Origin of the sequence: Nocardia sp. NPDC052316, from assembly GCF_044547795.1 — a bacterium.
In the GTDB taxonomy this organism is placed as follows: Bacteria; Actinomycetota; Actinomycetes; order Mycobacteriales; family Mycobacteriaceae; genus Nocardia.
Window position 1 is genome coordinate 135,323 of the sequence record NZ_JBIUBB010000008.1, and the last position, 20,974, is coordinate 156,296.

20 protein-coding genes and 2 tRNA genes are annotated in these 20,974 nt (G+C 67.9%); 9 read left to right on the top strand and 13 right to left on the bottom strand.

All coding sequences use genetic code 11. The annotated features are described in order from the left end of the window. Positions 1-20: 20 nt before the first annotated feature. Positions 21-521, top strand: coding sequence for a pyridoxamine 5'-phosphate oxidase family protein (locus ACIHA7_RS35260; protein ID WP_397295735.1), 501 nt, complete (start codon positions 21-23; stop codon positions 519-521). Between the two features lie 160 nt (positions 522-681). Further along, positions 682-888, top strand: a complete 207-nt coding sequence (locus ACIHA7_RS35265) for a DUF5302 domain-containing protein (RefSeq protein ID WP_397295737.1) — start codon at positions 682-684, stop codon at positions 886-888. 282 nt (positions 889-1,170) lie between these two features. Here the strand turns inward: ACIHA7_RS35265 and ACIHA7_RS35270 are convergent. The 4 genes from ACIHA7_RS35270 to ACIHA7_RS35285 form a co-directional block, all read right to left on the bottom strand. Beyond that, positions 1,171-1,243 (bottom strand) — tRNA-Glu (locus ACIHA7_RS35270). 150 nt (positions 1,244-1,393) lie between these two features. After that, a tRNA-Gln gene (locus ACIHA7_RS35275) sits at positions 1,394-1,465 on the bottom strand. A gap of 135 nt (positions 1,466-1,600) precedes the next feature. Further along, positions 1,601-3,073 carry a glutamate--tRNA ligase gene (gltX, locus tag ACIHA7_RS35280; protein WP_397295738.1) on the bottom strand — a complete coding sequence of 491 codons (1,473 nt, stop codon included), beginning with the start codon at positions 3,071-3,073 and terminating at the stop codon, positions 1,601-1,603. 48 nt (positions 3,074-3,121) lie between these two features. After that, positions 3,122-3,898, bottom strand: coding sequence for a fumarylacetoacetate hydrolase family protein (locus tag ACIHA7_RS35285; protein WP_107658475.1), 777 nt, complete (start codon positions 3,896-3,898; stop codon positions 3,122-3,124). A 204-nt stretch (positions 3,899-4,102) separates the two neighbouring features. On the opposite strand from ACIHA7_RS35285, the gene ACIHA7_RS35290 reads away from it, so the two are divergent. Further along, positions 4,103-5,290, top strand: a complete 1,188-nt coding sequence (locus ACIHA7_RS35290; RefSeq protein WP_397295740.1) for an MFS transporter — start codon at positions 4,103-4,105, stop codon at positions 5,288-5,290. A gap of 242 nt (positions 5,291-5,532) precedes the next feature. Continuing rightward, positions 5,533-6,141: a TetR/AcrR family transcriptional regulator gene (locus tag ACIHA7_RS35295; RefSeq protein WP_397295742.1), complete on the top strand. Its 609-nt coding sequence runs from the start codon at positions 5,533-5,535 to the stop codon at positions 6,139-6,141. A 12-nt stretch (positions 6,142-6,153) separates the two neighbouring features. Here the strand turns inward: ACIHA7_RS35295 and ACIHA7_RS35300 are convergent, their stop codons facing one another. From ACIHA7_RS35300 to serA, 3 genes are all read right to left on the bottom strand, one after another. Further along, complete coding sequence (locus tag ACIHA7_RS35300; protein WP_397295743.1) at positions 6,154-6,756, bottom strand: Uma2 family endonuclease; 603 nt, start codon at positions 6,754-6,756, stop codon at positions 6,154-6,156. Between the two features lie 154 nt (positions 6,757-6,910). Then, a complete protein-coding gene (locus tag ACIHA7_RS35305; RefSeq protein WP_397295744.1) occupies positions 6,911-7,918 on the bottom strand; it encodes a 3-isopropylmalate dehydrogenase in 1,008 nt (335 codons plus the stop codon). Between the two features lie 143 nt (positions 7,919-8,061). Further along, on the bottom strand, positions 8,062-9,660 hold the full coding sequence (gene serA / locus ACIHA7_RS35310; protein WP_397295745.1) for a phosphoglycerate dehydrogenase: 1,599 nt from the start codon (positions 9,658-9,660) through the stop codon (positions 8,062-8,064). 147 nt (positions 9,661-9,807) lie between these two features. On the opposite strand from serA, the gene ACIHA7_RS35315 reads away from it, so the two are divergent. Both ACIHA7_RS35315 and ACIHA7_RS35320 read left to right on the top strand, forming a co-directional pair. After that, entirely contained in the window at positions 9,808-10,362 is a 555-nt protein-coding gene (locus ACIHA7_RS35315; protein ID WP_397295746.1) for a TetR/AcrR family transcriptional regulator, read from the top strand. 73 nt (positions 10,363-10,435) lie between these two features. Further along, complete coding sequence (locus tag ACIHA7_RS35320) at positions 10,436-12,151, top strand: alpha/beta fold hydrolase (RefSeq protein ID WP_397295747.1); 1,716 nt, start codon at positions 10,436-10,438, stop codon at positions 12,149-12,151. Positions 12,152-12,840: 689 nt separating this feature from the next. Here the strand turns inward: ACIHA7_RS35320 and ACIHA7_RS35325 are convergent. Next, positions 12,841-13,728 (bottom strand): LysR family transcriptional regulator, encoded by an 888-nt coding sequence (locus ACIHA7_RS35325; RefSeq protein ID WP_397295749.1) that lies wholly within the window; start codon positions 13,726-13,728, stop codon positions 12,841-12,843. A 164-nt stretch (positions 13,729-13,892) separates the two neighbouring features. Here ACIHA7_RS35325 and ACIHA7_RS35330 point away from each other — a divergent pair, with 164 nt between their 5' ends. Together ACIHA7_RS35330 and ACIHA7_RS35335 are read left to right on the top strand one after the other, a co-directional pair. Next, entirely contained in the window at positions 13,893-15,104 is a 1,212-nt protein-coding gene (locus ACIHA7_RS35330; RefSeq protein WP_397295750.1) for an MFS transporter, read from the top strand. Positions 15,105-15,152: 48 nt separating this feature from the next. Continuing rightward, positions 15,153-15,956, top strand: a complete 804-nt coding sequence (locus ACIHA7_RS35335; protein WP_397295751.1) for a DNA polymerase beta superfamily protein — start codon at positions 15,153-15,155, stop codon at positions 15,954-15,956. A gap of 4 nt (positions 15,957-15,960) precedes the next feature. On the opposite strand, the gene ACIHA7_RS35340 is transcribed toward ACIHA7_RS35335, so the two are convergent. After that, a complete protein-coding gene (locus tag ACIHA7_RS35340; protein ID WP_397295752.1) occupies positions 15,961-16,455 on the bottom strand; it encodes a winged helix-turn-helix transcriptional regulator in 495 nt (164 codons plus the stop codon). A 115-nt stretch (positions 16,456-16,570) separates the two neighbouring features. Between ACIHA7_RS35340 and ACIHA7_RS35345 the strand changes: the two genes are divergently transcribed. Continuing rightward, the gene (locus ACIHA7_RS35345) at positions 16,571-17,212 is read left to right on the top strand and encodes a dihydrofolate reductase family protein (protein ID WP_397295754.1); all 642 of its coding nucleotides are present in this window, start codon (positions 16,571-16,573) and stop codon (positions 17,210-17,212) included. Positions 17,213-17,282: 70 nt separating this feature from the next. On the opposite strand, the gene ACIHA7_RS35350 is transcribed toward ACIHA7_RS35345, so the two are convergent. From ACIHA7_RS35350 to iolB, 4 genes are all read right to left on the bottom strand, one after another. Continuing rightward, entirely contained in the window at positions 17,283-17,486 is a 204-nt protein-coding gene (locus ACIHA7_RS35350) for a cold-shock protein (protein ID WP_054814460.1), read from the bottom strand. A gap of 143 nt (positions 17,487-17,629) precedes the next feature. Then, positions 17,630-18,058, bottom strand: coding sequence for a putative immunity protein (locus ACIHA7_RS35355; RefSeq protein ID WP_397295756.1), 429 nt, complete (start codon positions 18,056-18,058; stop codon positions 17,630-17,632). Between the two features lie 183 nt (positions 18,059-18,241). Next, the gene (gene iolD / locus ACIHA7_RS35360) at positions 18,242-20,083 is read right to left on the bottom strand and encodes a 3D-(3,5/4)-trihydroxycyclohexane-1,2-dione acylhydrolase (decyclizing) (RefSeq protein ID WP_397295758.1); all 1,842 of its coding nucleotides are present in this window, start codon (positions 20,081-20,083) and stop codon (positions 18,242-18,244) included. Further along, positions 20,080-20,967, bottom strand: a complete 888-nt coding sequence (iolB, locus tag ACIHA7_RS35365; protein ID WP_397295760.1) for a 5-deoxy-glucuronate isomerase — start codon at positions 20,965-20,967, stop codon at positions 20,080-20,082. Before iolB ends, iolD begins: the two co-directional genes overlap by 4 nt. Between the last annotated feature and the right edge of the window lie 7 nt (positions 20,968-20,974).

Sequence of the window (20,974 nt, forward strand, 5' to 3'; positions counted from 1 at the left end):
TGACCTTCTAGAGTGAGTCCATGGGAGTCAACCAACGGGCACAGATCGTCATGTCCGACACCGAGATCACCGAGTTCCTGGAGCGCAGCCGCATCGCCACCCTGGCGACCATCGGTCCCAAGGGCACGCCGCACCTGACCGCCATGTGGTACGCGCTCATCGATGGCGAGCTGTGGTTCGAAACCAAGGCCAAGTCGCAGAAAGCCGTCAACCTCCGCCGCGACCCGCGCATCACCTGCATGGTCGAGGCCGGCCAAACCTACGACCAGTTGCGCGGCGTCGCCATCGAGGGTCACGCCGAGATCGTCGACGACCCCGACAAGCTCTACGCCGTCGGTGTCAGCGTCTGGGAGCGCTACACCGGCCCGTACAGCGAAGACGTCCGCCCGATGGTCGAGGCCATGCTGCACAAGCGCACCGCCATCCGCGTCGTCGCACACCGCGTCCGCAGCTGGGATCACCGCAAGCTCGGCCTCCCCGAGCTCCCCCTGGGCGGCACCACCGCCCAATACCTCGACTGACCCGCCTATGCGTTGCGGCACAGCCACCCCGACGCGCCTGGATATCGACCTGACATCGCCCCCCTCCGGCGACTAACGTCGAATCGTTCGACACCGATCGGCCGAAACCCGCCGCCCACCACCGGCCGCGGCGCCCGGCCGCCACCACGAGGAGACGGCGATGACGGAACCGGATAGTTCCCCGAGCTCGAGCAACACCGAGGGCACCAGCGCCGACGAGCTGAAGCGCAAGTTCAAAGAGGCGCTCGACCGCAAGAACCAGCACACCGCCCGCACCGCCGACCACCTCGACGGCCGCTCCAAGGGCGCCAACGCCACCCACGGCAGCGCCAGCCACAAGCGCGAATTCCGCCGCAAGAGCGGATAACCACCGCAGCCGAAAAGGCCCTCCGGTCACCGACCGGAGGGCCTTCGCTGTACCAGCACCGCGTCACAACCCAACCCAGGCCAAAGCCGAGCTGAAGCCTGATCATGAGTCCTGGAACGAGACATCTGATCCCCACCGCCCCCATGCGCGCCGAGGGCGAAGCCTCTCGGCCGGGGGTCCGGGGGCAAAGCCCGCCGGGCGGGGCTTGGGGGTTGCACCCCCAAAAGACATTGCGAAACAGACAAGGCCCATGCCCCCATGGGCATGGGCCTTGCATCTGTGTAGCCCCGACGGGATTCGAACCCGCGCTACCGCCTTGAGAGGGCGGCGTCCTAGGCCGCTAGACGACGGGGCCAGGACTACTTCTCGTTTGCACGAGGAGCACCTTTGGTTGATCTTTCGATCAGGAGGCTCGGCTAGCTTAGCTGGCCGGAGCGTGGCGACCAAATCGCCAGCTGCTGTACTGATTTCGGCCGCGCAACCGTCCTCGACAACAATCTCTCCGCTGGGGTACCAGGACTCGAACCTAGAATGGCTGAACCAGAATCAGCTGTGTTGCCAATTACACCATACCCCAATGACCAGGTCTTTCAGCCTCGCGTCTGGGTGACTGCGAGGCCTTGTTCCGAGCCGAGAAGAAGAGTACCAAACGGCAACGGGTTAACTACAAATCGCCTGGTCAAAGCCACGTTTTCGGCCTGTTTCACCGTTTTCAGACGGTTGCCGACCACTCCCGCGCCGACCGCAGCCGCGCGAGGCTCGCCTCGCGGCCGAGCAGTTCGAGCGACTCGTACAGTGGCGGGCTGATGTGTGATCCGGTCACCGCGACGCGCACGGGCGCGAATGCCTTGCGCGGTTTGAGGCCCAGTTCATCGATCAGTGCGGTTTTCAGCGCTTCTTCTATAGCGGATGTCGACCACTGCGGGAGTGGCTCCAACGCAGTAATAGCAGCTTGCAATACCGGAGTTGCGTCGGCGCCGAGATTCTTGGCTCCCGCGGCGGGGTCGATCGCAAATTGTTCGGCGGGCGCCAACAGGAAACGCAACAGTTCCCAAGCATCGGACAAGACGACGATCCGGGTCTGCACGAGTTCGGCCGCCGCGGCGAAGATCTTCTCATCGATTTCGGCGCCGATATGACCCTGATGGGTCAGGTACTCACGCAGTCGGTTGCTGAAATCAGCGGGTTCCAGCAATCTGATGTGCTCAGCGTTGAGCGCATCCGCCTTCTTCTGATCAAATCTGGCCGGATTCGAATTTACTTTCGATATGTCGAACGCAGCAACCATCTCCGCCATGGTGAACAGGTCGTGGTCGTCTGCGATGCTCCAGCCGAGAAGTGCCAGGTAATTCAGCAAACCTTCCGGGATGAATCCGCGATCCCGATGGACGAACAGATTCGACTCGGGATCGCGCTTGGACAACTTCTTGTTGCCCTGTCCCATGACGAACGGCAGGTGACCGAACTCCGGCGTGAAGTCGGCCACGCCGATCCGGCGCAGCGCGCCGTAGAGCGCGAGCTGGCGCGGGGTTGAGGAGAGCAGGTCCTCGCCGCGCAGCACGTGGGTGATCTTCATCAATGCGTCGTCAACGGGGTTGACCAGCGTGTACAGCGGATCACCGGTGCCGCGGGTGAGCGCGAAGTCCGGCACGGTGCCCGCCTTGAAGGTGGTCTCGCCGCGCACCAGGTCGTGCCAGCTGAGGTCCTCGTCGGGCATCCGGAGGCGAATCACCGCGGGGCGCCCGGCATCTCGGTACGCCTCGATCTGCTGTGCGGTGAGCTCGCGATCGTAGTTGTCGTAGCCGAGCTTCGGGTCGCGGCCTGCCGCGCGATGGCGCGCCTCGACTTCCTCAGGCGTGGAGAAGGATTCGTAGGCCTCCCCCGCGGCGAGCAGGCGCCGGACCACATCGAGGTGCAGATCCCTGCGCAACGACTGGCGGTACGGCTCGTAGGGGCCGCCGACCTCCGGGCCCTCGTCCCAGGTGAGGCCGAGCCAGCGCAGCGCGTCGAGCAGCGCGCGGTAGGAGTCCTCGGAATCCCGTGCCGCGTCGGTGTCTTCGATGCGGAACACGAACTTTCCACCGTGGTGGCGGGCGTAGGCCCAGTTGAACAGCGCCGTGCGGATCAGGCCGACGTGCGGCGTCCCGGTCGGCGACGGGCAGAAGCGGACCCGTACTTCAGTCATGGCTCTCTTTCGACTAGCTGACCAATACCAGTGACCGGCAAGCAGTCACTAGCGGTGCTTGGCGGCAACAGGATTGATGAGGGTGCCGATGCCCTCGACGGTCACGGACACTTGCTGGCCGGCCTGGACCGGACCGACGCCCTCGGGCGTTCCGGTGAGGATGACGTCACCGGGCAGCAACGTCATCACCGTGCTGATCCATTCGATGAGCTTCGGAATGTCGTGCAGTAGCAGCGAAGTACGGCTGCGCTGGCGGACTTCGCCGTCGAGCTCGGTGACGATCTCCAGATCCGAGGGATCCAAGGAGGTTTCGATCCACGGGCCGAGCGGGCAGAAGGTGTCGTAGCCCTTGCCCCTGGTCCACTGGCCATCGTGGCGCTGCTGATCGCGCGCGGTCACATCGTTGGCGACGGTGTAGCCGAGCACCACGTCCAGCGCACGGGCGGCGGGCACGTCCTTGCACGGACGGCCGATGACGACGGCGAGCTCGCCTTCGTAGTCGACCTGAGAGGAGCTGGGCGGCAGGATGATCGGCGCGTTCGGCCCGATGATCGAGGTGTTCGGCTTGAGGAAGATCACCGGATCTTCCGGTGCGGGCCCGCCCATTTCGGCCGCGTGCGCCGCGTAGTTCTTGCCGATACACACCACCTTGCTCGCCAGGATGGGCGCGAGCAGGCGCACATCGGCCAGCGGCCAGCTCCGCCCGGTGAACGTCGGCGTACCGAACGGGTGTTCCGCGATTTCCTTCGCGATGCTGTCGCTTCCGTCCCCCTCGATGCTGACGAACGCGACCCCATCGGGACTGGCTACTCGACCTAGACGCATGCCGGGCAGTCTATCGACCGGCTTCCACCTGCCCGAACGCGCCCAACCGAGCGGTACGCACGGGCGCGCACCGACGCGTCGAGCCGACTGTGAGCAGGCCGACATCCACTGCCCGTAATCCACTCGGCCGACCGGTGTAACGTAAGCCTCGCCGTTCACCCAATGGGACATTGTTCCCAAATATTGAGATACGAGGTGAGACCGATGGATACCGTAACGCACATCCGGGAGGCTCGACGGTGGTCCATGCTCGGTCTCGGCGTCTTCGCACAGGCCGCCAGCGCGGTCTTCGTGCACGGCGTCCCCTTCCTGCTGCCCGCGCTCACCGACCGCGGCATGCCGCTGGCCACCGCGGGACTACTGGTGGCAATGCCCACACTGGGTTTGGTCGGCACACTGATCGCGTGGGGGTACGTGGTCGATCGGATCGGTGAGCGCAAAGTACTGATCGGCGGTCCACTGCTGATGCTGATCGCCGGCGTTGCCGCGTCGACCACCACGCACGACATCGCTTTGGGCGCACTGCTGTTCCTCGGCGGCATCGGTGCGGCGAGCACCAACGGCGCGAGCGGGCGCGTCATCGTCGGCTGGTTTCCACCGCGGCGACGGGGCCTGGCCATGGGAATTCGGCAGACCGCCCAGCCGCTCGGCGTCGCCGTCGGCGCGCTGACCGTGCCTGCCGTCGCGGCCGCATACGGTGTGCCCGCGGCGATTCTGGTGCCCGCGGTGATGGCGGGCGTCGCCGCGGTGGGCTGCCTCATCGGCATCATCGATCCACCGCGACCGGCCGGGGCAGGCACCGATGCGGCGTTGCGCGCCAATCCTTATCGCGGCGATTCGACACTGTGGCGCATCCATGCGGTCTCTGTGCTGCTTGTCATACCGCAGGGCACCGTGTGGACTTTCGCACTGCTGTGGCTGCACCGCGACGCGGGCTGGTCGTTGGCCGCCGCGGGAATTCTGGTCACCGTGACCCAAATCCTGGGTGCCGCAGGACGAATCGGCGCGGGCGCCTGGTCCGACCGCGTCGGCAGCCGGTTGGGCCCGTTACGCACCGTCGCGATCGCCGCCGTGCTGTCGATGGCCGCGCTGGCCCTGGCGGCGGCGACCCACATGTGGTGGGCCGCAATCCCGTTGCTGGTGGCCGCCTCGGTGATCACGGTGTCCGACAACGGGCTCGCCTTCACCGCCGTGGCCGAGATCGCGGGCCCCTACTGGAGCGGTCGCGGTCTCGGCATCCAGAACACCGGCCAGAATTTGGCGATGGCCGCGGTCCCGCCTGCGTTCGGCGCGCTCATCAGCGCAAGCGGTTTCGCGGCCGCCTACTTGGCGGCCGCCGTACTGGCGGTGGCCGCCGTCCCCTTGGTACCCACGGGTCGCCGCACCCAATAGCCGTCCAGCCCTGACGGATTGACGGCCACGGTCCGCGGTCCGATGCGACGACCATCACTGTGGAAGGTCGGGAAGGACTAGGCCACAACACTTTTAGCACAAATGCACCATTCAGCCCACTGGACAACCGCCATGCTCGTTGCTGATTACATCGCAACCCCCACTCCTGTCGTATTTAGCGACACCTTGTCGCCAAGGGGTAGTATGGAAACCTTCCGTCGCTCTCGCCGACCAGGAGCCCGATGCCGAGGATCGACGCACCAACCGTTGCCGAACACCGGGCGAACCAAGAACGCGCGCTGCTCGAAGCTGCCCGGTTGGTGCTGCTGGAGAACGGACCCCAGGCGGTGACGCCGGCCACGGTCGGCGCGGCCGCCGGGCTCGCGCGCAGCAGCGTCTACAAATACTTCCGGTCCGGCGACGAAATCCTGTTCCGGATCGTGACGGACGCGCTGACGGAATGGGGCGTGCGCCTGCGCGATACGGTCGAACGGGCCGAGACCGCCGCGGGCCAGGTCGAGGCCTACGTGCGAACCACCTTGGCGCTGGCCGCATCCGGCGCGCACCGCATCGCGGTGCTCGGCAGCATCCTCCCCCGCGACGAGACCGCCCGCCGCGACCTGGCCGACGCCCACCACGAACTGGCCGCCCCACTGCGGTCGGCACTGACCGCCCTGGACAACCCGAACCCCGAACTGACCGCCGATCTGATCGACGGCGCGCTGGCGCGGGCCATCGAACGCGTCGACGCGGGCTGCCCGCTCGATGAGATCGCCCCGGAGACAGTCGCGTTCGTCCGCCGCGCGGTCGGCATCAGTCACCGCCCGAACCGCCGCCGCGGCACGGGCTGAGCCCGGCCGGTCTCAAACCGCAAGCAGCGCAGCGGGATCGAAGGTGACCCGGAACGGCCTGTCGGCGTCGACGACCGCATCGAAAATACTGCCGGACCCCACCACGGGATCGGCGCCATAGCCGCCGTCGCCCAACACCATCCGATGCACCAGCACATCGGGCTGATGCTCGACGATCCAATACTGCGGAATGCCCACCGCCGCGTACTCGCGCACCTTCCGCACCCGGTCGGTGCGTTCGGTCCCGCTGCCCGGCGCGATGACCTCGACCGCAAGCCGTACCTCGGACCCCGGCACTCGCTTCGGCACGTCCGCGACCACCGCCGCCCGGGCGACCTCACGGGGAACCACGATGATGTCGGGTTTACGCACCCCGCTGCGCGTGCTGACCTCCCAGCCACTCCCGACGCAGAGATGCACGGCGGCACCGACGGCACCCGCATCGATGAACCGGCCGAGCCGCTGCGCCACATGGTTGTGCCGAGCGCCGGTGTTCACCTCGACCAGCCAGCCGTCCTCGAGCTCGAAACCCTTGCCGCCGCCGGGCACGTCCCGCAGGTCCAGCCCGGCATACGGGCCGACCTGGGGCCGCTGCTTCCCGCGCCGTCCGTTCACCGAACCTCCGTCTCACCAGGTGCTCCATCGACGGCGGCCTGGTGTGGCACACGTCATGGACTCAATCCATGGTTACCACGCCGCGTGCGTTTCACACGTACCCGAAAGGTCCCGCACCGGAAGTGCTCCGGCACGGGACCTCGTGGGGTATTGCTCAGACGATGGCCGCGATGCGGTCGCCGATCTCGACCGTCGACGCCGAGCCGGCGCGCGCGGCGAGGTCCTTGGCGACGGCGGATTCGATGCGGGCGGCCGCTTCGGTATTGCCGAGATGGTTGAGCAGCAACGAGACCGAGAGGATCGCGGCGGTCGGGTCGGCCTTGGACTGCCCCGCGATGTCGGGGGCGCTGCCGTGCACCGGCTCGAACATGCTCGGGTTGGTGCCGGAGGCATCGATATTGCCGCTGGCGGCCAGGCCGATGCCGCCGCTCACGGCGGCGGCGAGGTCGGTGATGATGTCGCCGAACAGGTTGTCGGTGACGATCACGTCGAACCGACCCGGGTCGTTCACCATATGGATGGTCGCGGCATCGATGTGCTGGTAAGCCGTTGCCACATCAGGGAATTCGGCCGCGACCTCGTCGACGGTGCGCTGCCACAGCGAGCCTGCGAAGGTCAGCACGTTGGTCTTGTGCACCAGCGTGAGGTGCTTGCGGCGGGCCTGCGCCTTGGCGAAGGCGTAACGCACCACCCGCTCGATGCCGAAGCGGGTGTTGGTGCTGACCTCGGTCGCCACCTCGTGCGGGGTCTGCATGCGGATCGCACCGCCGGTACCGGTGTACGGGCCCTCGGTGCCCTCGCGGACGACGACGAAATCGATGTCGGGAGTGCCCGCCAGCGGACTGGTCACCCCCGGAAACAGCTTGGACGGCCGCAGATTCACGTGATGATCCAGCGCGAACCTGGTGCGCAGCAGCAGCCCGCGCTCGAGCACGCCGCTCGGCACCGACGGATCGCCGATCGCGCCGAGCAGGATCGCGTCGTGCTGCCGCAACTCCGGCAGCACGGAGTCCGGCAGGATCTCACCGGTCGCGTGGTACCGCTTGGCGCCGAGGTCGTACTCGGTCCGCTCGACACCGGGCTGGACCACGTCGAGCACCTTGAGCGCCTCGGCGATCACCTCGGGCCCGATGCCGTCGCCGGGGATGACAGCAAGCTTCATTGCAACAACGCTCCGTTCAGTATCGCCGGCCGCACCGTACCGGCCGCGCTCAGTGCCCTACCCCGGTGCCGCGCACCTGCTCGGCTCCCGCACACGAATTCGTGCGCGCGGTGCCGACCGGTGCGCGGCGTCCGGGCATTCGATCAGAACAGGTCGACGACGACGACCTTTGCGGCACCGACGGATTCGGCGATCGCGGACTCCACCTCGGCGGGCACCTCACGGTTGACGCGCAGCATCACCGTGGCGCCTTCCTTGTCGACGTCCTGGCTCAGCTGTGCGGCGAGAATGTCGATCCCGGCCTCGCCGAGCTTGGTGCCGATCTTGCCGAGCGCGCCCGGCTTGTCCTCGTAGTTCAGCACGGCCACGTTCAGGCCCTCGGCGCGCATGTCGTAGTTGCGGCCGTTGATGTTGACGATCTTCTGCACCTGCTGCGGCTCGGTCAGCGTGCCCGCGACGTTCAGGGTGCGGCCGTCGCCGAACACCGCGCGCAGGTCGACGACGCTGCGGTGGCTCGGGCTCTCCGACACGGTGTTCACCTGTGCGGTGATGCCGCGCTCCTTGGCCAGGGTCGGCGCGTTGACGAAGGTGACCTGGTCTTCGACCAGTGCGGAGAAGATGCCGCGCAGCGCCGAAAGTTCCAGCACGGCAACCTCTTGCGCGGCGAGCTCGCCGCGCACCTGCACCTCGACGCTGACCGGCAGCTCGTCGGACAGCGCGCCGAGCAGCGCGCCCTGCTTGCGCACGATGTCGAGCCACGGCGCGACCTCTTCGCCGACGCTGCCGCCGGTGACGTTCACCGCGCCGGGCACGAATTCCCCGGCGAGCGCGAGCAATACGGACTTGGCGACATCGGTGCCCGCCCGGTCCTGCGCCTCGGAGGTGGACGCGCCGAGGTGCGGGGTCACCACGACCTGCGGGAGGTCGAACAGCGGGCTGTCGGTGCACGGCTCGGTCTCGAACACGTCCAGGCCGGCGGCCCGCACGTGGCCGGACTTGATGGCATCGGCGAGCGCCTGCTCGTCGACCAGGCCACCGCGCGCCGCGTTGACGATGATGACGCCCGGCTTGGTCTTGGCGAGGGCTTCCTTGCCGATGATGCCCTTGGTCTCCGGGGTCTTCGGCAGGTGCACCGAGATCAGGTCGGCGCGCTCGAGCAGCTCGTCCAGGCTCAGCAGCTCGATGCCGAGCTGGGCGGCGCGGGCCGGCGACACGTAGGGGTCGTACGCGACGATCTTGGTCTCGAAGGCGGCGAGCCGCGCCGCGAACAGCTGGCCGATGCGGCCGAGGCCGACCACGCCGACGGTCTTGTCGAAGATCTCGACGCCGTTGAACTTGCTGCGCTGCCAGGTGTGCTCACGCAGCGTCGCGTCGGCGGCCGGGATCTGGCGCGCGGCGGCGAGCAGCAGCGTGACGGCGTGCTCGGCGGCGGTGTGAATGTTCGAGGTCGGCGCGTTGACGACCATGACGCCGCGCTCGGTGGCCGCGGGCACGTCGACATTGTCGAGGCCGACACCGGCGCGCGCGACGATCTTCAGGTTCTTGCCCGCCTCCAGCACCTCGGCGTCCACCGTGGTCGCGGAGCGCACGAGTAGTGCGTCGGCCTCGGGGACCGCGGCGAGCAGAGCCGGGCGGTCAGGGCCGTCGACCCACCGAACCTCGACTCCGTCACCGAGCGCGTCGACGGTCGACTGGGCAAGCTTGTCGGCGATCAGGACAACAGGACGGCCTGCTTGGCTCACTGTGGAGTACTCCTGGGGAAAGGGGTCGGCAATTACCGCCGATCAGCTTAGTGGGCGTCGTTTCGGCATGTGCTACCCCCTGGTAAGGCGGCCGTCGTCAGTATGGCGCATTAGTCAAATTATGAAGACCGGTCTACTGTTACGGGCATGGGTGCCAAGGGAACCGAGACGCGCGGCAAGTTGATCGACGCCACCCGCGGACTGGTGGAGAAGCACGGATACTTCGGCGCGGGCCTCAACCAGATCATCGAGACCAGCGGCGCACCGCGCGGCTCGCTGTACTTCCACTTCCCCGGCGGCAAGGACCAGCTCGTCGCCGCGGCCGTCGCCCAGTCGGGTAACGAGATCACCGCGCTGATCGACGCGGTCGAGCCCGGCGACACCGCGGCCGCGGCGACCAGCTTGCTCACCGCTTTCGGCGATCGACTGGAGGCCTCCGATTGGCACCAGGGTTGCCCGGTCGCCACGGTCACCCTCGACGTCGCCGCGGCGAACGACACGATCCAAGCCGAATGCGCCGCCGCGTACACGGCATGGGAACAGGCGCTGCGCATTCGATTGCAGGCCGACGGCCGGTCGGACGCGGCGGACTTGGCCGCCGCCATCCTCGCCATGATCGAGGGCGCCTTGCTCTTGGCTCGGGCGCAGCGCAGCCGCGAGCCGCTCGAGCGCGTGGCACGGACGATCCGCACGATGCTCTGAGTCGATCCGCCGTTATGCCAACGGTTTTCGCAGGTCTGCAAAATATGTAGACCGGTCTATTAAGGAGAGATCTATGACCGATAGCATCGTCGTCGGCGCCGCCGGGTTCATCGGCCGCGCCGTAGTCGAACAGTTGCTGAAGCAAGGGGGCACCGTCACCGCCGCCCTCCGACCGGGCAGCGAGAACCGACTCACCGCATGGCTGGAGTCCCGCGCGGTCGACCGGACCCGGCTGCGCGTCGTCCCCTGCGACATCACCGCGAAGGATCTCGGCCTGCCCGCCGATCTGGACACCTCCGGCATCCACGACGTCTATAACTGCGCGGCGCGTTACGCTTTCGGCCTCGACAGGGACGATGCGTACGCGGTGAACGTGACCGGCGCGCTCAACGTGCTCGACTGGGCGGCGGAGTTGCCTGCCCTGCGGCGCGTCGTCCACATCACCGGCTATCGGATCACCGTCGCGGACTCCGGCGAACAGCACTACGAGCGTGGGGCTTACGAGGCCTCCAAGGTCGAGTCGGACCCGATGCTGCGTCGGCGGGCCAGCGAGCGCGGAATCCCGCTCACCATCGCCAACCCGAGCAGCGTGCTCGGCCCCGGCCAATACGTCGGGCTCGCAAGCATTGTCGCGGATCTGTGGCACGGCAGGCTCACGGCGATCCCCGGCGGTCGCGAAACCTTCCTTCCGATAGTCGATCTGGATTACTTCGCGGCCTTCCTGACCGCCCTGCCGAGCCAGGACGACACGGTGGGCAGATCCTTCACGGTGCTCGATCCTCGAACCCCGGTGCTGCCGGACCTGATTCGGCTGCTCGCGCGACATCTCGGGGTGCGCGCTCCGCGCTTCTCGATTCCGGTCAGTGTGCTCGCGAAGCTGCCCAGGGCGCTCACCGGCGCCGATCCAGAGTCGCTGCCGTTCCTAGCCGCCGACCGCTACGACACCACCGCCGCGGACGAGGTCGCACGACGGGCCGGGATCACCATGCCGCCCGCCGAGACCGTGCTGCGCACCTGGGCCGATCATCTGGTGTCGAGCCGGTTCGGCGCCGTCGAGGCGGATCCGACCGCCGGATTCGTCGACGGCACTTGGGTTTCCGGGGATCGGGAGAATCCCGCGTATGTGCTCTTGCACGGGCTGCCTGTCGACGGCGACTCCTGGGCGGCGGTGCGGGCGGGGCTCGAGGCGCCGAGCCTGGCCGCCGACCTGCCCGGTCTCGGACGGTCGGCGCCCGGCGACATCGATGCCGTGCTACCGCGCTTGATGAGTTCCGTGCGCACTCGTCCGGTGCTGGTCGGTCACTCGCTCGGCTGTGGTCCGGTGCTGCGGTACGCCGCGGCGCATCCGGAGCGCATCTCCGGCGTTGTCCTGGTGTCGCCCGCGTTTCTCCAGCCGCCGACCGGTTGGCTGCTCCGCTCTCCGCTGACCGCAGTGGCGTTGCGGCGAATGTCGGCCGCCACCTTGGCAGCTCGGCTGGGTGTCCCGGTAGGTGCGGCGATCACCGCCGCCGCCGACTTGCGTCGGCCAGGGGTGGCGGCGCGCACGGTCGCCGCACTCCGGCGAGCCGGCGCACCCGCTCGGCGACGAGAGTTGACGGAACTACTCGCGGGGATCACCGTTCCGGTGCGGATCGTCGTCGGCGCCGAAGACCCGCTCTCGGTGCCCGTGCCGCGCGATCCGATCGTCATCGAGGGCACCGGCCACTACCCGCAGCTGACCCATCCGGATCGGGTCGCGGCCGAGATCGCCCGGTTGGGTGTCGGCGTCCTGGACGCGCAGGCGCGCTGACAGAACGAGGAGGGCCCCGCACCACTGGGGTGCGGGGCCCTCTCCGGAATCGCGCTCGAGGCGCGAGACCCGGTCGATCACTCGACCATCACGTTAATTCAGCGGCCGCCGAAGGATCCCGTCCACAGGGTGTTGACGATTCCGTGGAGAGCGGCACCGAAGGTGTCCAGGAAACCGCCCAGGGCAGCGCTACCGGTGTCGATGATAACGGGGATCATTTAAATACCTCTTCGTTGAAAGACCATCCAGTTGTACTGGCTGACACAAGGCACATCGGCGTTCCGACAAACTCGGTTACGAATTTTCCGCATTTAGTGATGCAGGTTACAGTCACATCACGAAGAACACCTGGTCAGGTGACCATTTGGGGTTGATGCCCGGAGAACCATGGGCTTGACCACGTCGTATGCGTCGATGCCGATGCACGGGGATCGACACGGCGGTAAACATGACGATCTTCTAAGAAATCGATGGGACCCGAATAAGAGGGGCACTACGGTCCAGTCGAAAATCCGGACATTCCCGACAAGTAAGACGACGGAGAAATTCTTTGTAACAGCCGATCGAATTCCTCGATTGCTCCCATTAGGCGCACAGGTATGCGCCCCGCCGAACAACAGCATCCAGCTGCCGAATCAGCCCCGGATAAACCTGGCGCGCAATACCGTGCGCCGCCTCCGCAATATCGCTCAGCTCGCCGCGGCGACAGCCCGGGAAAACGCACGCACCCTGGTGGTCTCGCGGTTGCGATGCCAGACCAGGCCGAGCCGGGAGTGCGCCAAACCGGTCACCGGCACGAAGCGCACCTCCGGCCGATCGTGGTACACGGCGGTCGGATGGCACAGCAGCATCGCGCCCGCACCGGCCGCCACCAACTCGATCCCCTCCCGCAGAGTGCCGACACCAGGACCCGCCGGGACTGGTCGCCCACCCGGCGTGACATCCAGCGACTGAGCGCGCCGCCAATACAGCGGCGCGGGCCCGCGCACACCGATCAACGCGAACTCGGCGAGCTCCTCCGGCGACAAGCTGGCCCGCGCCGCGAGCGGATGCTCGTAGTGCACCGCCAACATCTGCGGCTGCTCCGAAAAGACCTGTCCCAGCACCAGATCGCTCTCCCCCATCGGCAGCAGCACCACCGCGATGTCGACCTCGCCACGCTGCACCGGACCGAACGGGTCGGCCAGCGGAATCTCGACCACCTCGGTGCCACAGTGCGGGAATCTGCGCGCGAACAGCGCGAGGGCGTCCGTCAGATTCTCGCTGGTCGAGCCTTGGAAACCGATGCGCAGCACCCCTTCCATGCCGCGAGCGGCGGCCCGGACACCGTCCACCGTCGCGCGCAGCGCGGCATACGCGGGCTGCAGGTCGGCGAGGAAGTCCGCGCCCAGCGGCGTGAGCGCGACCTTGCGACTGGTGCGCTCGATCAACCGCGCGCCCACCCGCTGCTCCAGCGCGCGCAGCAGTTGACTGACCCGCCCCTGCGAGACATACAGCCGTTCGCCCGCGCGCCCGAAGTGCAGCTCCTCGGCGAGCACCAGGAAAGCCTCGAGCTCACGCACCTCCAGGCCGCTCATGACCGCGCCTCGCTCGGCTCCGTCATGCGCGACGCGCGCCGGCACACGGTTCGCTCGCTGCGCTCACTCATGACGCTTCCCTCTCCGCTGTCGATTAGTCCAGCTCATAGAACGATGAGACCTTCGCCGTTGTTTCCACCAGGCATGATCAGTTGGCTGGAGTCATGACACAGGTTGAGGAAATCGCGAGTTCGGCACCGGCAGCGCGCGATTCGGCACTGCGCGGCTGGCTCGGCGTCGGCGCCGTGACCGGGGCCACTTTCACGGTCGTCACCTCGGAGATGCTCCCGGTCGGGTTGCTTACTCCGATCAGCGCGACCCTGCGGGTCAGCGAGGGGGCCGCGGGGCTTTCGCTGACGGCCACCGGCCTGGTCGCCGCGCTGTCCGCACCGCTGATCACCGCCGCGCTCGGCCGGACAGACCGCAGGCTCGTGCTCTGCGCGCTACTGGCGGTGCTGACGGTGGGCAATGTCGGCGCGGCGTGGGCGCCGAACTTCGGGGTCATGATGGGGGCCAGGGTGTTGGTCGGCGTCGGCATCGGCGGGGTGTGGGCCATCGCGGCGAGCATGGCGGCGCGCCTGGTCCCGCCGAAGTCGGTCGGCACCGCTACCGCGCTGGTCTACAGCGGCGTCGCGGTGGCCTCGGTGATCGGCGTCCCCGCAGGCACGTACATCGGCGCGCTCGCCGGATGGCGCGCGGCGTTTCTCGTCACCGCCGGTCTCGCGGTGGTCTTGCTGGTCGCGATCGCCGCGCTGCTACCGAGATTGACTGCCACGCAAGCAGTTCCGCTCCGCTCCGTCCTGCGGTTGACGCGAGAACCACAGTTGCGCACCGCATTGCTGGTCGTGGCGTTCCTGGTAACCGGCCACTTCGCCGCCTACACCTACATCCGCCCGCTGCTGGAGAAGGTGACCGGCATCGGCGCGAGCACCATCGGCACCCTGCTCCTGGTGTACGGAATCGCCGGTGTCCTCGGCAATTTCGGCTCCGGCGCCGCCGGAGTGCGCAGTCCGCGCCGGACACTGATCGCCATCGGCATCCCGCTGGCCGGCACCGTGCTGTTGATACCGGCGCTCGGCGGTTCGCTCTGGCTCGCGGTCGTGCTGATGGTGGTGTGGGGATTGTCCTACGGCGGGGTGTCGGTCACCTCGCAGAATTGGGCCTTCGCCGCGGCGCCCGACGCACGCGAGGCGGCCTCTTCGTTGAATGCGGGCGTCTTCAACGCCGCCATTGCCCTCGGCGCGCTGGTGGGCGGGCGCACCGCGGACGCGTTCGGCGTCACCTCCGCTATGTGGCTCGGCGGCGCGCTGGTCCTCATCGCGCTGACCATCGCCGCCGTCAGCCGCCCGGCAGCGGCCCGCGAGCTGCGCGGATAGCCGAAAACCAGGTGCGGTCGTGATCATCGGCCGCCTAGCATCGGCGACATGGCCCTACGCGCGATCCCCGCTTCGATGGACCCGACGGTGGTCGGGTCCATCGACTTCGAGCTGGACCGGGTCGAGCGCGAGCGCCGCGTCTCGGTCCGGCTCGCCATCGAGAGCGGCAGCCGCGCCTGGGGCTTCCCGTCGCCGGATTCCGACTACGACTGCCGGTTCGTCTACGTCGCCGGTCTGGATACCTATCTCTCACCCTGGCGCACCCGCGACGTCATCGAGACGCCGCTGACCGGCCTGCTCGACGTGAACGGCTGGGACCTGGCCAAGGCGCTGCGCCTGCTGGTCGCGGGCAACGCCGTGCTCATCGAGTGGCTGATGTCGCCGATCGTGTATCGCGGCGATTCTCGGTTCCGAGATGACCTGCGCGCCTTGGCCGATGAGGTCGCCGACCGCAACCGGGTGGCCCGGCACTATCTGCACCTGGGCGGCAAGCAGTGGGAGTTGTTCGACCGCAACCGATCACTGAAGAAGGTGTTCTACTCGCTGCGCCCGGCGATGGCGTTGCGCTGGCTGCGCGAGCATCCCGGCGCGGCGGTGGCGCCGATGCACCTGCCGACGCTGATGGACGAGTGCGACCTGCCCGCCGAACTGGTTGCGGCAGTGGCGGATTTGACCGAGCTCAAGTCGCGCACCCGTGAAATGGGCAGCGGGACAGTGCCGGTGCCGATCGCGGCCTTCATCGAAGCCGAATTTGCGCTCGCCGCAGACGCTTTCCCGAAGACTGCCGACCCGGACCTCGACCGCGCGCGCAGCCTCACCGCGGAGTTCTTCCGTGCCGAGGCACAGCAGTAGCCGCTTACGGTTCGGCGACGGCCGCCGCGTACGCCTGGGCGAGCCGGTGCGTGGCGGTCGGCCGGTCCTGGTCCGGACGGGGGACTCCCAAGTGGGACTCCCGAAGTTCATCCATGAACTCCGCCCACAGCTCCGGTCCGCCGTCCGCCAATAGCTCGGCTCGCACCCGCAGTCGCTTGGTGGTCGGCCGGTGCCGCAACCCCCAGGCCCCGAGCTGCGCCATGATCGGCACCAGCTCGATGGCGGGTTCGGTCAGCCGGTACTCCACCTTCTGACCAGGCCTGCTGTCCGCGCGGCTGAGCATGCCCGCCGCGACCAGCCGTTTGAGCCGGTCGGCCAGGATGTTCGAGGCGATGCCCTCCTCCGAGCCGGCCAGCAGTTCCCGGAAATAGCGGCGGTTGCCGAACATCACGTCCCGCAGCACCAGCAGGGTCCACCGATCGCCGATCACTTCGATCGTCGCGTTGATCGGGCAGCCCGAGCGTCCCTCATCGCGCATCCACCGCTCCTTCTCCGCAAACCGAGTCGAACATCTGGTTGCAATATACAACCAGTTAGCCGTAACCTGGGCCCAAGCGATTGCAAACTGCAAGCACTATAGAAAGACTGTCACCATGGCGAAGCTGCTCGTACGCAACCTGGCGATCTCACTCGACGGCTACGTCGCCGGACCGAACCAGAGCCCGGACACCCCGCTCGGCCAAGGCGGCATGGGCCTGCACGAGTGGGTCTTCGCCACACAGACCGGCCGCAGCTGGTTCGGCAACGAGGGCGGCGAAACCGGTGTCGACGACGATTTCGTCAAAGCGGGCGAGATCGGCATCGGCGCAACCATCATGGGCCGCAACATGTTCGGGCCGATCCGCGGCGCGTGGCCGGATGAGGAGTGGAAAGGCTGGTGGGGCGACAACCCGCCGTACCACCACGACACCTTCGTGATGACCCATCACCCGCGGCCTTCGCTTCCGATGGCGGGCGGGACCACATTCCACTTCGTGAACGACACCCCGGAAGCAGTGCTGAAGCAGGCGGTCGAGGCGGCCGACGGCAAGGACGTCCGCCTGGGCGGCGGATCGTCGGTCGTGCGCCAGTTCCTGCGGGCGGGCTTGGTCGACGAACTGCACCTGGCCGTCGTGCCGATCCTGCTCGGCGACGGCGAGCGACTCTACGACGACCTCGGCACGCTGCCCGGCTATCGGGTCAGCTCGGTGGTCCGCTCCCCCGCGGTCACCCATGTGCAGTTCAGCAAGGCCTGAAAGGTCCCCGGAAATGGGGAAAGGCCCCGCACCATGCCGGTGTGGGGCCTTTCGGAAGCTTTGGAGCGAATCAGAGAACGCGGACGTCCTGCGCCTGCGGGCCCTTCTGGCCCTGGCCGATTTCGAACTCCACGCGCTGCCCCTCGTCGAGGGACCGGAAACCCGCGCCGCTAACGGCCGAGTAATGCACGAAGACGTCGGGGCCTCCGCCGTCTTGCGCGATGAAGCCGAAGCCCTTCTCGCTGTTGAACCACTTCACAATGCCCTGAGCCATTTCATACTTTCTGTAGACGAGCCAGATTCTGGCAAATGGAATGCCCTGGTCTCGTAGATCAACGATGCCATGATCCGACGAATTTCTCCACATCTTCCCCGGTCAACTGTGAGCAATACAACGCTGACGTGGGGTTGTTGCCTTCACCTCCCATGCTCTGACAGGCCCCGATCCGGGAAAACCACCCGAAACAGACGTTCGGGAACCTGAGCTTGTTGCCAGGCGCGTTCGTCGTCCCCCTCCGACGAATCGGCCTGTACCGCCTGCATCGCATAGTTCGCCGCATGCACCGCGTGGCCCGCGATATGGGCGGTGGCCGCGGCGTGTCCGGCCGACCGCGCGGCGAAGGCGGCGGGTCCGGCGGTGTCACGAGCCGCGTCGTGGGCGGCGAAGGCGGCTTTGCGCGCCTCCGGCATCGTCAGGTCGCCGCGCACCCAGGCACGGGCGGCCTCGATCGCCGCGGCCGGGCGTCGGTCGTGCGGCCGCTCGCGCTCGAAGAGCGGCAGCACATGTTCGGCGCAGGCGGCCGCCCACAGCGCCAACGCTGTGTGGTCGACCCTGTTGAGGGTCACCGACCCGCTCTGATCGCCTCGGTCCGCACAGGCCTTCCCCTTCTCGACGCAAGTGGTCGCCGATGCCGGGCCACGTCCAGTTACCTTGTGCCGCAAGGGCCATCACTACCAGCGCAGCAGTGCGCCGCTAAGTCATCCTACGACTTTATGCCGCGTCGCGCAGCCCCCACGGGCATCCCCGGTTCAGGGTTGCAGATAGCGCACCTGACGCGGTTTCGCCGCGGCGTGGGCGGCGCGGCCGGACAGGTGTTCGGGGACACCGACCTCCCACCAGGCGCCGGCTTCGGTCCAGGACGACGGCTGGGTGCGGATCACCAGCACCGCCGGACGGGATTCGCGGACCGCGGCCTCGCGTGCGCGGGCATAGGCGTCGCGGAACTCGGTCAGGTCGGCGGCGGTGAAGACGGCGCAGCCCAGCGCGCGAGCGTGCGCGGCGAAGTCCACCCGCGGCGGCTCGTCGTGGGCGCTGCGGCAGTCGGCGTAGAAATTGTTGAACGGTGCGCCGCCCTGGCCCTCCTGAAGACGGGCGATCACCGCGTAACCGTCGTTGTCGCAGACCACCGCGACGAACGGGTGCCCGGCGAAGGCCGCGGAGAACAGCTCGGAGTTCAGCATCAGGTAGGAGCCGTCGCCCAGCATGGTGGTGACCAGGCCGTCGGTGTGCGCCATGGCCGCGCCCCAGGCGCCGGCGAGCTCGTAGCCCATGCAGGAGAAGCCGTACTCGACGTCCATGGTCGGGGCGCCGCCGGTGGCGCGCCAGCCGCCGACGAGTTCGCCGGGCATGCCGCCCGAGGCGGTCATGACGTAGTCGTTCGGCCCGCTGAGCTCATTGACGACGCCCACTACCTGGGCGTAGCTGGGCGTTCCCGGGGTGTGCGCGCGCAGCTTGTCGATGTGGGCGTCCCATGTGCTGCGCTGGGCTGCCGCGCGGGCGGACCACTCCGGTTCGACGCGCCATTCGCGCAGGTGATCGGTCAGCTCGCGGACCGTCGCGGCGGCATCGCCGACTATCGCGAGCGCGCCGTGCTTGACCGCGTCGAACCGTGCGGTGTTGATGGTGACGAGGCGGACTTCCGGTGCGAAGACCGTCCACGATGCCGTCGTGAAATCCTGCAGGCGGGTGCCGACGGCGAGGACCAGGTCGGCGTCGGCGGCCATCGCGTTCGCCGAGGTCGAGCCGGTGACGCCGAGTGGACCGGCGTAGCGCGGATGGTCGTGCGGCACGAGGGTCCGGCCCGCCGTCGTCTCCACGATCGGAATCCCATGGCGCTCAGCGAATTCGAGAGCCGTGCCGGCCGCGCCCGAGTAGCGGACACCCCCGCCGAGCACCAGTAGCGGCCGCACGGAGTTACGTAGCGCCGTAGCGGCTTCGGCCAGCGAGTGCTCGTCGGCGCGGGGGCGCAGGACGCGATGCACGGTCGGCGCGAACAAGGCGTCGGGGAAGTCGTAGGTCTCGGCCTGGACGTCTTGGGGTAGCGCGAGGGTTACCGGACCGGCCTCGGCCGGGTCGGTGAGCACCCGAACCGCCTGGGGCAGTGTGGAGATCAACTGTTCGGGCCGGGTGATCCGATCGAAATACCGGCTCACCGCGCGGAAGGCATCGTTGACCGTGGCGGTGGCATCGCCGAAGTGCTCGACCTGCTGGAGCACCGGATCGGGGGCGCGGGTGGTGAAGGTGTCGCCCGGAAGCAACAGCAACGGAAGGCGATTGGCGTGCGCGACACCGGCCGCGGTCACCATGTTCAGCGCGCCGGGCCCGATGGACGAGGTGGCCACGCCGATCTGCCGCCGCTGGGTCGCCTTGGCGTAGCCGACGGCCGCCAGCGCCATGCCCTGCTCGGTGTGCCCGCGCCAGACCGGGATTTCGTCCCTGCGTTCGTGCAGCGCGGTGCCGAGGCCGAGCACGTTGCCGTGTCCGAAGATGCCGAAAACCGCAGGGAACAAGGGGACTTCGCGGCCGTCGAGGGTCTCGGAGCGTTGGGCGACCAGCCAGGCCACCAGCGCCTGTGCCGCAGTCAGTTTCATCCGAGCCGTCCTTCGTGGTTGGTGATCGGGCAGCGCGGATCGCGGACTTCGGTGTCCCAGGTGCCGCGCACCCAGCTGTGCACCGGGTCGTCGCAGAAGGCCATCGAGCGCTCGGGGGCCGGGCCTGCGAGCACGTTCAGGTAGTACATCGGGTAGCCCGGCGCGGCGATGCACGGGCCGTGGTAGCCGCGTGGAACCAGGAAGACATCGCCGTCGCGCACCACGACGTTTTCGTCCAGCTCGCCGTCCGAGGTGTAGGTCCGGTGGATTCCGAATCCGTCACGTGACGGCGTGCTGCCGTCCCGGCCCGCGATACGGAAGTAGTAGATCTCCTCGTTCACGACCTCGCAGTCGCTCGCCTCGTCGTGCTTGTGCGGCGGATAGGACGACCAGTTGCCGTCCGGGGTGATCAGCTCGCAGGCGTTGAGCTTGTCGGCGTGCTCCCAGACGCCGGGGACGCCGAAGTTGGTGACCTGCCGGGTGGCTCGGCCCGCGCCTCGGATATCGATCGGGACCTGTTCCGCAGGGCCGTATTTCGGGTCGAGGCGGTTCGTGCAGCGTGCCATGGGCAGGGCGAGCTCCACCGCCGCGTCGGCGGTCAGCTCGACCTCGGCGTCGCGTGGGATGTACGCGAAGTCGGTCACCCGGGTGAAAACCGACTCCCGGCCGGACAATTCGAACGTCATGCCGTCGACCCGGACAGTGCACGCGCCGGCCAGCGGCAAGACGAACGCTTCGTACTCGCCGGTCGCGAGCTCTCGGGTCTCCCCGGCGGCCAAGCGCAGCACCCGTAGGCCCGTGTAGATCCAGCCTGCGTCGTCGGGGGTCAGCCGGATCGGGTCGCTGCCGTCACTCAGCGTTCCCGCAGGTCTATGCAGTCGCATCGCAATC

Bases quoted from the DNA above. Each gene is read 5' to 3' on its own strand.
- ACIHA7_RS35325 (WP_397295749.1), bottom strand. From the start codon at position 13,728: ATGAGCGGCCTGGAGGTGCGTGAGCTCGAGGCTTTCCTGGTGCTCGCC.
- ACIHA7_RS35260 (WP_397295735.1), top strand. From the start codon at position 21: ATGGGAGTCAACCAACGGGCACAGATCGTCATGTCCGACACCGAGATC.
- ACIHA7_RS35330 (WP_397295750.1), top strand. From the start codon at position 13,893: ATGACACAGGTTGAGGAAATCGCGAGTTCGGCACCGGCAGCGCGCGAT.
- gltX (WP_397295738.1), bottom strand. From the start codon at position 3,073: ATGACTGAAGTACGGGTCCGCTTCTGCCCGTCGCCGACCGGGACGCCG.
- ACIHA7_RS35335 (WP_397295751.1), top strand. From the start codon at position 15,153: ATGGCCCTACGCGCGATCCCCGCTTCGATGGACCCGACGGTGGTCGGG.
- ACIHA7_RS35305 (WP_397295744.1), bottom strand. From the start codon at position 7,918: ATGAAGCTTGCTGTCATCCCCGGCGACGGCATCGGGCCCGAGGTGATC.
- ACIHA7_RS35285 (WP_107658475.1), bottom strand. From the start codon at position 3,898: ATGCGTCTAGGTCGAGTAGCCAGTCCCGATGGGGTCGCGTTCGTCAGC.
- ACIHA7_RS35315 (WP_397295746.1), top strand. From the start codon at position 9,808: ATGGGTGCCAAGGGAACCGAGACGCGCGGCAAGTTGATCGACGCCACC.
- ACIHA7_RS35340 (WP_397295752.1), bottom strand. From the start codon at position 16,455: ATGCGCGATGAGGGACGCTCGGGCTGCCCGATCAACGCGACGATCGAA.
- ACIHA7_RS35320 (WP_397295747.1), top strand. From the start codon at position 10,436: ATGACCGATAGCATCGTCGTCGGCGCCGCCGGGTTCATCGGCCGCGCC.
- iolD (WP_397295758.1), bottom strand. From the start codon at position 20,083: ATGAAACTGACTGCGGCACAGGCGCTGGTGGCCTGGCTGGTCGCCCAA.
- ACIHA7_RS35295 (WP_397295742.1), top strand. From the start codon at position 5,533: ATGCCGAGGATCGACGCACCAACCGTTGCCGAACACCGGGCGAACCAA.
- ACIHA7_RS35350 (WP_054814460.1), bottom strand. From the start codon at position 17,486: ATGGCTCAGGGCATTGTGAAGTGGTTCAACAGCGAGAAGGGCTTCGGC.
- iolB (WP_397295760.1), bottom strand. From the start codon at position 20,967: ATGCGACTGCATAGACCTGCGGGAACGCTGAGTGACGGCAGCGACCCG.
- ACIHA7_RS35265 (WP_397295737.1), top strand. From the start codon at position 682: ATGACGGAACCGGATAGTTCCCCGAGCTCGAGCAACACCGAGGGCACC.
- ACIHA7_RS35345 (WP_397295754.1), top strand. From the start codon at position 16,571: ATGGCGAAGCTGCTCGTACGCAACCTGGCGATCTCACTCGACGGCTAC.
- ACIHA7_RS35290 (WP_397295740.1), top strand. From the start codon at position 4,103: ATGGATACCGTAACGCACATCCGGGAGGCTCGACGGTGGTCCATGCTC.